The 12111-nt window shown below is 71.1% G+C and carries 10 protein-coding genes and 1 pseudogene; 7 read left to right on the forward strand and 4 right to left on the reverse strand.

The features are described 5' to 3' along the window. The first annotated feature begins 107 nt into the window (after positions 1 to 107). From LWF15_RS10715 to LWF15_RS10745, 7 genes and pseudogenes are all read left to right on the forward strand, one after another. Positions 108 to 335 carry a DUF4244 domain-containing protein gene (locus tag LWF15_RS10715; protein ID WP_232810290.1) on the forward strand — a complete coding sequence of 76 codons (228 nt, stop codon included), beginning with the start codon at positions 108 to 110 and terminating at the stop codon, positions 333 to 335. 125 nt (positions 336 to 460) lie between these two features. Further along, a complete protein-coding gene (locus tag LWF15_RS10720) occupies positions 461 to 796 on the forward strand; it encodes a TadE family type IV pilus minor pilin (RefSeq protein ID WP_232810291.1) in 336 nt (111 codons plus the stop codon). Between the two features lie 103 nt (positions 797 to 899). Next, positions 900 to 1334, forward strand: a complete 435-nt coding sequence (locus LWF15_RS10725; RefSeq protein WP_269809950.1) for an Rv3654c family TadE-like protein — start codon at positions 900 to 902, stop codon at positions 1332 to 1334. 184 nt (positions 1335 to 1518) lie between these two features. Continuing rightward, positions 1519 to 1857: pseudogene (locus LWF15_RS37440) on the forward strand (STAS domain-containing protein); the annotation flags it as partial. A 131-nt stretch (positions 1858 to 1988) separates the two neighbouring features. Further along, positions 1989 to 2390, forward strand: coding sequence for an ATP-binding protein (locus tag LWF15_RS10735; RefSeq protein WP_269809984.1), 402 nt, complete (start codon positions 1989 to 1991; stop codon positions 2388 to 2390). Between the two features lie 261 nt (positions 2391 to 2651). After that, on the forward strand, positions 2652 to 5075 hold the full coding sequence (locus tag LWF15_RS10740) for a sodium-translocating pyrophosphatase (protein ID WP_232810294.1): 2424 nt from the start codon (positions 2652 to 2654) through the stop codon (positions 5073 to 5075). Between the two features lie 90 nt (positions 5076 to 5165). Then, a complete protein-coding gene (locus LWF15_RS10745; protein WP_232810295.1) occupies positions 5166 to 6722 on the forward strand; it encodes a DUF7059 domain-containing protein in 1557 nt (518 codons plus the stop codon). A 57-nt stretch (positions 6723 to 6779) separates the two neighbouring features. Here the strand turns inward: LWF15_RS10745 and LWF15_RS10750 are convergent, their stop codons facing one another. Genes LWF15_RS10750 through LWF15_RS37445 form a run of 4 tightly spaced genes read right to left on the reverse strand, consistent with a single transcriptional unit; the run spans position 6780 to position 11814 of the window. Then, entirely contained in the window at positions 6780 to 7355 is a 576-nt protein-coding gene (locus LWF15_RS10750) for a GTP-binding protein (RefSeq protein WP_052527280.1), read from the reverse strand. Beyond that, a complete protein-coding gene (locus LWF15_RS10755) occupies positions 7336 to 7716 on the reverse strand; it encodes a DUF742 domain-containing protein (protein ID WP_231443191.1) in 381 nt (126 codons plus the stop codon). Before LWF15_RS10755 ends, LWF15_RS10750 begins: the two co-directional genes overlap by 20 nt. Before the next feature lie 13 nt (positions 7717 to 7729). Then, positions 7730 to 8152 carry a roadblock/LC7 domain-containing protein gene (locus LWF15_RS10760; RefSeq protein ID WP_285617011.1) on the reverse strand — a complete coding sequence of 141 codons (423 nt, stop codon included), beginning with the start codon at positions 8150 to 8152 and terminating at the stop codon, positions 7730 to 7732. Beyond that, positions 8149 to 11814, reverse strand: coding sequence for a sensor histidine kinase (locus tag LWF15_RS37445; RefSeq protein WP_232810296.1), 3666 nt, complete (start codon positions 11812 to 11814; stop codon positions 8149 to 8151). Before LWF15_RS37445 ends, LWF15_RS10760 begins: the two co-directional genes overlap by 4 nt. Between the last annotated feature and the right edge of the window lie 297 nt (positions 11815 to 12111).

Raw genomic sequence — 12111 nt, forward strand, 5'->3', positions numbered from 1 at the left:
TGGCTTCTGTCCACAGGCAACGCTTTTCACAGGCAACCCCGATCCCCCTTCCAGCAGTCTGGAACCAGGACGCCGACGGGGCGTACCGGTCACAGGAGGGGACGATCATGACGAAGAGGCTTTACACGAGGGCGGTCCCGGCCGTCCGGCAGCGGCTGCACGAGGTGGCGCGCCGGGTCCGGCAGGCCGGCGAGGCCGGCGCCAGCACGGCCGAGTACGCGATGACCATGCTGGTCGCCTGCGGCTTCGCCGGGGTGCTGCTGAGCATCGTGCGCAGCAGTCCGGTCAAGAGCCTGCTGGTCGGCATCATCAAGAAGGCGCTGAGTCTCGCATGACCAGCCTGGACGGCCGGGGCAGTTCCGTGGAGCCTGCCCCGGTCCGGCCGGGCCTCCGCCGAGCCGGCCCGGAGGGCCGAACCGGCTCACGCTGTCCACCTTCGCCTCTGCACCGCGAACGAGGTGTGGTCACCGCCGAAACCGCCTTGGCCGTACCGATTGTGGTGCTCCTCCTGGCCACCCTGCTGGCTGCGGCCACGGCCGGTCTGGCCCAGCTCCAGTGCATCGACGCGGCCCGGGCCGGCGCCCGCGCCGCCGCCCGTCACGACGATCCTCACGCCCCGGCCGCCGCCGAGGCCCCAGCGGGGGCCGAGGTTCGGGTGAGTAGCGCCGACGACCTTGTGAAGGTTCAGGTCTTGGCCCAGCTGACTCTGCCCCTCCCCTGGCAACCCCGCATTGCAGTACGCGCCGAGAGCACCGCCCAGACCGAGCCCAGCCCGTCTGGGGAAACGGCCAGATGAGAACAGCACAAGGTGGGCGACAAGCCGTCGGATCGTGTTTGGTACGTCTGTGCCTCCTGCGCCTGTCCGGGGTGAGGGCTCCATGACGGTGCCGGTCATGCGGATGTCGACTTTGCCAACGCCGCTGCAGTGGGCTGGGCACCCGGGTGTTGGGCCACGCCGGGGGGCCTGCCCGGTGCGTGACCGGGGCTCGGGGACCGTCTTGATGCTGGGGCTGGTGGGGGTGGCCGTGGTGCTCGCGGTCACGACTCTGGGCGTGGGTGCTGCCCTGGCCGCTCGTCACCGGGCTGCGGCCGCCGCCGACCTGGCCGCCCTGGCCGCGATCGACTCGGGCCGGCACTGCTCCGGCGCTGCCCAGATCGCCGCGATCAACGGTGCCCGGCTGGCGAGCTGTGAATTCGCGGCCGACGGTTCGGTGGCCGAGTCCGTCCTGGTCGAGGTGCCCGGACTCGCCGTAGATGTCTTCAGCGAAGCCCGAGCAGGCCCCGGACCTGCGCAGATACCGGGCGCCGGGGCTTTGCCGGGAAGAAGAACGTAAGGCGGGGCGGGCGCGCCGGGGTGAGGGAATCGCGCCTGTCCGCCAAATTGGTGACACGCAGTGGGCGGTGTGGGCCATTGGAGTGACCGTCAGATGATTGAATGCCGGAGGCATGCCCATGGCTAGGGCACCGCACAAGGTTCGAGCAGCTCGATACGGACACAGGACTTCCCGGGGAGGCGATGTGGAGCTCACAGTGGCGACACGGCGCGAAGGTGTCCAGACGGTCATCAGCGTGGCCGGCGAGATCGACGTGTACACCGCCCCCACCCTGCGGGAGCGTCTGAACGAACTGGTCGCCGAGGGCGAGTACCACCTGGTCGTGGACATGGCCGGGGTGGACTTCCTCGACTCGACCGGGCTCGGCGTCCTGGTCGGCGGGCTCAAGCGGGCCCGCTCGCACGAGGGCTCGCTGCAGCTGGTCTGCGACCAGGAGAAGATCCTCAAGGTCTTCCGGATCACCGGCCTGACCAAGGTCTTCCCGATCCACGCCTCGCTCGCGGGGGCGCTCACCGGCGCGGACCAGGACCCGCCGGTGACGATCCACCTGGACGGCTCCTCGGAGAAGACGCTCGACGGCACCTCCGAGGGGGAGTCCTTCAGAGGCACGCCATAACCAGGACCGGGCCCCAACCGTCGGCGACCGGTGTCGAGCTGCGGTTTCCACCGGCCGCCGAATACGTCCGCACGGCTCGCCTGGTCGCCGTGGCGGTGGCCCGGCGCGCCGGGCTGACCGAGCAACTGGAAGAACTGCGCCTGGCGGTCGGGGAGGCCTGCGCCCGGGCCGTACGGCGCTGCGCCGAGGCCGACTGCGACGAGCCCGTGACGATGCTGGTCGACGACACCGGCCCCGGCCTGGTGGTGCAGGTGACCGACGCGGCCAAGACCTCGGCCGGGCCCGAGCCGGTGGTGCTGTCACTGCTCGAGGGACTCGCCGATCACCTCGAGGTGCGCCCGCACCAGGGCATTTCCGGCGCCCAGGTGCGTCTGGAGTGGTGGCCGTCGATCCCGCCCCACGGCGCCACGGCACCCGCTCCCCGAGATCCGGCGAGCTGAGACCGTCCATTGTTCGGCCGTTGCGGCCGCGCACTTGAGTGATAGCAAAACGGACTAAACCACCCAAAGTGAAAAGAGCCACGCGCCGGAGGTTTGGTGGCGCGCGTCACAGTACATAGACTCCCCCGCGTGGGAACTCTCGCCGGTCATCCGGCGTCCCACGCACGCCAAGGCCCCGATTCGCCCTGTCGCCTGCACCTGTTCGACCCTTCCGCCCGCGACGGGTGAGGGGGTCGCGCCCGCGCACGTCGAGGAGGACGGATGCACTACGGCACTCTGGCTGCCACCACCACGGCAGATGTAAATCTCGAAGGCCGAAATCTGACACTGGTGGTCGTGGTCTTCGTGATCGCCCTCGTGGCGCTGGGGGTGGCCGCGGCATTCCGCCAGGCCGTCCTCGCCGCGCCGGACGGCTCACGAAGCATGGTCGAGATCGGCACCGCGGTACAGGAAGGGGCGGCGGCCTACCTACGCCGTCAGTTCCGGACGCTGGCCGCCTTCGTCGTCCTCGTCCTGGCAGTCCTCTTCCTCCTGCCCGGTGATGCGGACGTCCGTATCGGCCGGGGCATCTTCTTCGTGGTCGGGGCCCTGTTCTCGGCCGCGATCGGCTACCTGGGCATGTCCCTGGCGGTCCGGGCCAACGTCCGGGTCGCCGAAGCGGCCCGCAAGGGCGACCGCGACGAGGGCATGCGCCTGGCCTTCCGCACCGGTGGCTTCGTCGGCATGTGCACGGTCGGTCTCGGCCTGCTGGGCGCCTCGGCCGTGGTGCTCCTGTACGAGGGCGACGCCCCTTCCGTCCTGGAAGGTTTCGGTTTCGGCGCCGCCCTGCTGGCCATGTTCATGCGCGTCGGTGGCGGCATCTTCACCAAGGCCGCCGACGTCGGCGCCGACCTGGTCGGCAAGGTCGAGCAGGGGATCCCCGAGGACGACCCGCGCAACGCCGCCACCATCGCCGACAATGTCGGCGACAACGTGGGTGACTGCGCAGGCATGGCCGCCGACCTGTTCGAGTCCTACGCCGTGACCCTGGTCGCCGCCCTGATCCTGGGCAAGGCCGCCTTCGGCGTCGAAGGCCTGGTGTTCCCGCTGATCGTGCCTGCCCTGGGGGCCCTGACCGCCGTGCTCGGCGTCCTGATCACCCGCACCCGGCCGGGTGAGAGCGGCCTGGCCGCGATCAACCGCGGTTTCGGCATCTCCGCCGTGGTCTCGGCCGTGCTCTGCGCGATCGCCTCGTTCACCTACCTGCCCTCGTCCTTCGCCGACTTCACCGGGGCCGACTCCGTGGTGGCCAGGCTCGACGGCGACCCGCGGCTGATCTCCTTCGCCGCCGTCATGATCGGCATCGTGCTGGCCGGGGTGATCCTCTGGCTCACCGGCTACTACACCGGCACCGACAAGCGCCCGACCAAGGATGTGGCCGACACCACCACCACCGGGGCGGCTACCGTGGTGCTCTCCGGCATCGGCCTGGGTCTGGAGTCGGCGGTCTACACCACCGGCATCATCGCCGGGGCCGTGTTCCTCGCCTTCACCCTGGGCGGGGTCTCGATCTGGCTGTCGCTGTTCCTGATCGCGCTGGCCGGCTGCGGCCTGCTCACCACGGTCGGCGTCATCGTCGCGATGGACACCTTCGGCCCGGTCAGCGACAACGCCCAGGGCATCGCCGAGATGTCCGGTGACGTGGACGGTGAGGGCGCGCAGATCCTGACCGAACTGGACGCGGTGGGCAACACCACCAAGGCCATCACCAAGGGCATCGCGATCGCCACGGCCGTGCTCGCGGCAACCGCGCTGTTCGGTTCGTACACCGACGCCGTGCAGAAGGCCCTGGCCGACTCGGGTGCGGCCCTGGGTGACCTGCCCCGCAGCTTCGGGGTGGAGATCGTCCAGCCCAACACCCTGGTCGGGCTCATGCTCGGGGCAGCGGTCGTGTTCCTGTTCTCCGGGCTGGCGATCAACGCCGTCACCCGGGCGGCCGGGGCGATCGTGGTGGAGGTCAGGCGTCAGTTCCGCGACAACCCCGGGATCATGGACTATTCGGTCAAGCCGGACTACGGGCGGGTGGTCGACATCTGCACCCGCGACTCGCTGCGCGAGCTGGCCACCCCCGGCCTGCTGGCCGCTCTGGCCCCGGTCGCAGTCGGTTTCGGTCTGGGCATCGGCCCGCTGGCCGGCTACCTGGCCGGTGCGATCGGCGCCGGCGCCCTGATGGCCGTGTTCCTGGCCAACTCCGGTGGCGCCTGGGACAACGCGAAGAAGATCGTGGAAGACGGCCACCACGGCGGCAAGGGCTCCCCGGCCCATGCTGCGGCGGTGATCGGTGACACCGTCGGCGACCCGTTCAAGGACACGGCCGGCCCGTCGATCAACCCGCTGATCAAGGTGATGAACCTGGTCGCCGTGCTCATCGCTCCTGCGGTGGTGCAGCTCAGCGTGGGTGAAGACGCCTCCGCCGCACTGCGTTACACGATCACCGCGATCGCGGTGGCGATCATCGTGGCTGCCCTGGTGGTGACCAAGCGGCGCACCGTCGACTACGGCGACTCCGATGTGGGGACGTCGGCCCCGGTCACCTCGGGTCAGCCGGCCGCCGCCGTGGCCGGGTCACCGACCCAGCCGACGGCACCGGTGGCCACGACGGTGGACGTGGACGAGGGCACCACCTCGGCCCGGACCACCCCGTAACACCCGCTCCGACAGGCCGAACCGGCCGCGTGGACCTGGTCCGCGCGGCCGGTTTCACGTTTGCGCCCGCCGACACGGTAGAACGAGGGCATGAGTGCAGACGCCAAGTCCCGGAACGACGAACTGGTCGGGAAACTCCGCGCCGACCTGACCGGGTTCACCGTGGACGCGGTCAACGACCTGCTCGGGCCGGTGGCTCAGGCCGCCCTGGGGCGTGAGCAGTCGCTGCCCGCCCGTCTGGCTGTGGCCCAGCATCTGGCCTCGCCGTCCCAAGAGCCGCTGGCCGCACTGGTCGCCGTGTTCGTGCTCGGGCTGGAGGTCCCGACCGGGCGCCTGGCCCGGGCCGTGCCCCGGACCGGGGTGGCCGGGCTGAGCGAACTCGGGCTGCTCGCCGCCGCGGGCCCGGACCCGGCCGATCCGGTGCGGGCCCTGGTCGACCTGCGCCCCTACGCCACGGTGGACGCGCTCGGCCCGGCCGACTGGTGGCTGGCCTCCGACCTGTCCGAGGTGGCCACCGGCCGCCCACTCTCGGAGGATCACGTGCTCGGAGTGGGCGGCGCCTCGCTGACCCTGGCCCGGTGCACCGTACGCCGGCCGACCGGCCGTGTGCTGGATCTCGGCACCGGCTGCGGCATTCAGGCCCTGCACGCCGCGCGGCACTCGAAACACGTTGTGGCCACCGACGTCTCTGCTCGCGCACTGCAATTGGCCGGACTGAACTGGGCGCTCAACGCACCCACCATCGGCACCACCACGATCGAAGGACGACTGGGCAGCCTGCTCGAACCGGTCACCGGCCAGGAGTTCGACCAGGTGGTCAGCAACCCGCCGTTCGTGATCACCCCGCGTTCGGCCCCGGCGGCGGCCTTCGAGTACCGGGACGGCGGGATGGTCGGCGACGACCTGGTGCGGCACCTGGTCGAGTCGGTCGGATCGGTGCTCGCGCCCGGGGGGATCGCCCAGTTCCTGGGCAACTGGGAAGGGCGTGCGGACGAGGGGTGGACCGATCGCGTGTCTTCCTGGCTGACGGCCTCCGGCCTGGACGGCTGGGTGGTGCAGCGGGAGTGGCAGGATCCGGCCGAGTACGCGGAGACCTGGATCCGCGACTCGGGGCAGCACCTGGGGAAGGACGCGGACGACCTGTACGCGGCCTGGCTGGCCGACTTCGCCTCGCGCGGGGTGGAGGGCGTCGGCTTCGGGCTGATCACGCTGCGCCGTCCCGAGCGGGAGAGCGGCGCTCCCCTACGGGTCGTCGAGGAGCGTCGCACCGGACCGGGCCTGCCCTGGGGCGACGAGGTGCTGGCCACTCTGGAACGGCACGACTGGCTGGCGGCCCACGACGACGAGGCGCTCCTGGCCGCGACGGTGCGGGTCGCCCCGGACGTCACCGAGGAACGTCACCACCGGCCCGGCGCCGAGGACCCGAGCGTGATCCTGCTCCGGCAGGGTGGCGGCGCGGGTCGCGTGGTGCAGGCGGGCACCGCGCTGACCGGGTTCGTCGGAGCCAGTTCCGGCGACATCCCGGTGGGCCGGCTGATCGGCGCACTCGCCTCCCTGCTGGAGGTGGACGTGGCCGCGCTGCAGACCGAACTGCTCAGCGACGTGCGCAATCTGGTGCGCGACGGGCTGCTGGAGCCGGCCGAGTAGAGGCATGCCGGAGGGCGGATCGTGCCGGTTCGCACGATCCGCCCTCAGCACCGGACCTTAGGCCCGGCTCCAGGTCGCCAGGGCGTGCTCGACCACGGAGATCAGGGTCTGCTTGGCAGACTCCCGCTCCCGGGCGTCGCACACCAGGACCGGAACGTCCTGGCTGAGCTGTAGCGCCTCGCGCACGTCCTCGGGGCGGTGCCGCAGCAGCCCGTCGAAGGCGTTGATGGCGACCACGAAGGGAAGATTGCGGGCCTCGAAGAAGTCGATCGGGCCGAAACAGTCTTCCAGTCGCCGGGTGTCGACCAGGACGACCGCCCCGATCGCCCCGCGCACCAGGTCGTCCCACATGAACCAGAACCGGTTCTGACCAGGCGACCCGAACAGGTAGAGCACCAGTTCCTGGTCGATGCTGATCCGGCCGAAGTCCATGGCGACCGTGGTGGTCGTCTTGTTCGGTGTGGCCGAGAGATCGTCCACGCCGACGCTGGCCGAGGTCATCACGGCCTCGGTCCGCAGCGGCATGATCTCGGAGACCGCACCCACGAACGTGGTCTTGCCCGCACCGAATCCACCCGAGATGACGATTTTCGTCGATCGGGTGGCCCTGGTCTCAGAGCCGCTGAAGGCCACTGAGCACCCTCCTCAAGAAAGCTGGATCACGTTCGTCACCAGAAGCGTTCGCCGTGCTCAGCACCTCGACCAGACCCAGCTCGACCATGTCCGCGATAATCACGCGGGCCACGCCGAGCGGGGTGTGCAGCCGGGCGGCGATCTCGGCGACGGAGATCGTTCCCTCACACAACTCGATCACCGTGCTGTGTTCCGGCGAGAGCAAGTCGTTCATTCCCGGGTCCTGGCCGGCGACCGTGGTCACCACCAGGGCCTCGAGGTCGAGGTCGTGCACCGGACGGGTACGTCCACCGGTTCGGGCGTAGGGACGCACCATCGACGGTGGCGGGTCCCCGCCCTCATGAGCTGAGTAGTCGGTCATCTCGGCAATCTGCTCACATCGGTGGCAGCGAGCCACCGTGGCCGTTGTGCCTGATCTCCGGAGACAGGTGCTGTCCGACCCGGTCGACCAGCAGCGTCATCTCGTAGCCGACCAGGCCGATGTCGGAGGTCGGGGCGGCCAGGACCGCCAGCCAGGATCCGTCCGAGATGGCCATCAGAAGCAGGAAACCGCCCTGCATCTCGACGACCGTCTGGACCACCGCTCCCGCGGCGAAGCACATTGCGGCGCCGTTGGTGAGGCTGCCCAGTCCGGACGCGACTGCGGACAGCTGGTCGGCGCGGTCACGCGGAAGTCCTGCGGAACTCGCCACAAGAAGACCGTCGGCCGAGACCACGGCTGCGTGCGCCACTCCTGGTACCCGCTGTGCGAACCCGTCGACCAGCCAGGTGACGTCGGTGCCGGTGCCCGTGCTCACTGGTCCCCTCCTTGCTCTGCGGAGGAGCCACTGTCGGCACCGCCGTCGCTGTTGGTGGTGAAAAGGCTTGCCCCGACCGGGTTGAAGGCCGGAGCCGGGTCTGACTTCTGCCGTGCCTTGCGGGCATTGGCCAGACCACGCTGGTAGCTGCCCAGCCGGCCACGGACGACGGTAGCGTCTGCGGCCTGGCCGCGGGCCGGGGTGGCGCGGGGACGGGCCGCAGCTGCGTCCGTGACCGCACCGGCCGTCGAGGGCAGCAGGTTGGCGCCGGGCCGGCGGGTCGGCAGACCCGCGTCCGAACGCCCGTCGGTCTCGGGGGCCGAGGCGGCGCGGGCGTTGGTCGCCAGCCAGCGCTGGTCGCCCAGGGCCGCCCAGCGGCTCGACTGCTTGGTGTTCTCCCGCTCGTGGTCGCGCAGGTCGATGACGCGCTGGTCGCCGTTCTCGACCGAGATCGAGGGGGCGGCCGGCGCCGGCTCCGAGCTGAACCAGACCGAGATCTGGTCGAAGATCGGCGTCGGGTCGTTGAAGTCCGGGCGGACGTTCTCGCCGATCATCGGGGACGGCGGCTCAGCCGGCCGGTAGGCGGCCGAGGCCGAGGCCCGGGCGGCCAGCTCGGTCGGCAGATCCGGGTCCTGCCAGTCGGAGTTCTCCTGGCCGGAGGGCAGGCCCCGGTTCGGCGCGGCCCGGAACGAGCCGGTCGAGGCGGACAGCGGGTCGTTGACCGGTAGGCCGCCGGTCGCCGGGCCGCTCTCGATCGGGCGACGGCTCAGCCCCGGCAGACCGGAGATGCCCGCGGCCGGAGTGTTGTCGTCGGCGCCGTAGCCGGCCGGGCGGGCCGGAGGCTGCCGCTGGTTGTTCTCGAAGGCCGCCTGGCCGAAGCCCGGCAGGGGCTGGCCGAACGTCGGGTCGGGCTGACCGAGCCCCCGCACCTGCTGCGCGGTGAAGTTCGGCGGGTTCTGCTGGCCGAAGCCGAGCCCGGCGCGGGTGTTGAAGCCCTGCTCGGGCTGCTCGTCCTCCGGGCCGAAACCCTGCTCGTTCTGCCCGAAGCCCTGGCTGAGCCCGCCCAGCGGCTGCGGGGTACGCGCCCCCGGGGTGCGGGTGGGCAGGCTGGGGATACCGCCCGGGGTGGTCTCCGGCGGCGGCAGGGTGAACTGCGGGGTGCGGGCGGGCTGGCTCTCCGGACGGGCGAAGCCCTGCTGCTGGTCGTCCTGGCTGAAGCTGAAGGCCGCGGGCTGCTGCTGCGGGGCCGCGCCCGGACGGGCGGCGAATGTTCCGGCGTTGCGTTCGGGAGCCTCGCCCGGCGCGGTGGGGATGTTCGGGGTGAACAGCCCGCTGGAACCGGTGTCGGCGACGTTCGAGGCCTCGGGCGGCAGGCCGGCGTTCGTGCCGGTGGCCGGCCCGCGGCGACGGCGGGGCAGTTCGGAGTCGTCCTCGTCGGCGACCGAACGGACGCCCGCGGCGGCCTGGGCGGCCGCCCCGGCCGCGGTGGCGGCGGGTGAGGGAGCGGGGATCTGCTGCTCGCGCAGCGCCGGCTGACCCATCTGCCCGAAGGTGCCGTACCCGTTCTGCGCCTGGCCCTGCGGCTGCGACAGCTGCGGACGGGGCATGCCCGCCGACGGGGTGAGCGGCCGGACCTGCGGGTTGGTGCCGGTGGGGTTCTCGCCGGTGCTGCCCGGGGCGCCGATGACCAGCGAGGCGGGCACCCGGACGAGGGCGATGGTGCCCGAGGCGTCGGGCCGGGCCTGCAACTGCACCCCGAAGGTGCCGCGGCGGGCCAGGCGGGCGACCACGAACAGACCCATGCGGGACGGGACCTGGGTGTCGATCGACTCGGGCTGGGTGAGGCGGGCGTTCAGGCGGTCGAGCTCACCGGGGCTGATCCCGACACCGGCGTCGAGCACCTCGATCTGCAGGCCGCCGTCGGCGGTGAAGGCCGCGGAGAGCACGATCGCGCTGGAGGGCGGCGAGTACATGGCCGCGTTGTCGAGCAGCTCGGCCAGCAGGTGGACGAGCTCGCCAGCGACCGTACCGGCGATCGAGGCGCCGCTGACCGGCTGCAGCCGGACCCGCTCGTACTGCTCCATCTCGGAGGTGGCGGCGCGGAACAGCTCGGCGATCTTGACCGGGGCCGTGGCCCGGGTGCGCACCGCGGAACCGGCGAGCACCAGCAGGTTGTCGTTGTAGCGGCGCATCCGGGCGGCCAGGTGGTCCAGCCGGAACAGGTTGCGCAGCTGGTCGGGGTCCTGCTCCTGGCTCTCCAGGCTGTCGATGATGGCGAGCTGCTTCTCCACCATCGACTGGCTACGGCGGGACATGCTGACGAAGGCCTCGTCGAGCGCGCGGCGCAGGCGGACCTGGGCGGTGGCCAGACGCACGGCCTCGGCACCGAGGTCGTCGACCGCGTGGGCCACCTCGAGGGTCTCCGGACCGGGGTTGAAGTCGGCCGGGAGCACCGGGGGCAGCGAGATGTCGGCCCCCACACCGTCCTGCTCGATCCGGGCCACCGCGGCCGGCAGCTGCACGCTGGCGACCTCGACGGCACCGGCGCGCAGCCGGCGCAGCGGGGCGGTGACGGTACGGGCGATCGTGGTCAGCAGAGCGCTCACCACGAGGATGGTGACGAGCACGGCCCCGGCCACCACGGCGACCCGGAAGAGCGCTCCGGTCTCGGCGTCCTGCGCCGTCTTCAGTGTGGTGCGACCCGCCTCGGTGGCGACCGTCTCGATGTCGGCCAGCCGGCTGACCGCGAGCTTGGTGAAGTCGTTGGGCGAACCGAGGCTGTCGCCGGGCTCGACCAGCGAGTTCTCGAGGGAGTTGCGCCAGCGGTTCATGTTGGCGTTGAGGTTGCTGAGCTCGAGCAGGCGCCTGGTCTGTGCGTCGTCGGCCACCGCCTCGGCCTGGGTGACCCCGAGGGCCTGCTGCGCGACCAGGGACTCGAGGTTACGCACGGTGGTGATGTTGACCTTGGTCTGACCGGTGAACACCCCGCTGAAAACGGTGATCTCCTCGGCCGCGGAGAAACCGGTGCGGGACACCGCGGAGAACAGCTGACCGCCGGCCACCGTGTCGATGTCGTTGGTGGTGACGCCGAGGTCGGTGGCCAGGTTCTCGGGGAGGTCACGGGTGACGTCGAAGAGCAGCTCGGTGATCGAGCGCACCTGGTTGACGCCGGTGCTGCCGCTCAGCGCGCCGTTGTCGATCATGCTGTCGACCGTCGACCGGATCGAGGGGATCCGGTCGAGCTGGGCGAGCATGGTGGTGGCGGTGCCGGGCAGGGCCGAGTCGGACGAGCCGCGGTCGGCCAGGTCCTCGAGCTTCGGCCGGATGGCAGCGACCTCGGAGTCGGTCTGGGCGCGCAGGCCGGCCAGCTTCTCGGCGTCGGTGTTGGCCCCCGGCATGCCGAACTCGTTGAACAGCACGCGGCTGAGCCGCAGCGACGGCTCCATCAGCTCGGCGTCGAGCCGGGCGGTGTGTGCCTTCTGGTAGGTGGTGGTCAGCGACCAGACCAGGAAACCGCCACCGATGAGCAGCACGACGAGCGGAATGGTGACCAGAAGCGTCAGCTTGCGGCGGATGGACCATCCGGCAATAGACGAGCGACGGGGCGCGTCCGGGACGCTCTCGACGTCGGCCCCCGGTTCGGCCGAACCGTGTCGCGGCACGCGATCCTCCCTGCGGCCACTCTCAAGTGGCATCCGGTAATCTGGCCGTCCGCTCAGTGATCTTTCCGCGTCTTCGTTGACGCGGTCCATCCCCGGCATCTCGGCCCACCTCGTTGTCCAGCGTGTGCTGATCGTGGCAGAAGGTCTCGTCAGAGGCTACGTCCCGATGCAGGCACTCGACGAACCTGGCCTCACCGCGCACGGCCAACTTGAGGGCCTTATTCTCCGCACTCGTGTCCAAATCACCCTAGCGCCTCGGGGCAACCCGACGGCAATCGTGGCCCATGCCCACCGGCT

It is taken from the genome of Kineosporia rhizophila, assembly GCF_021277265.1.
Lineage (GTDB): Bacteria > Actinomycetota > Actinomycetes > Actinomycetales > Kineosporiaceae > Kineosporia > Kineosporia rhizophila.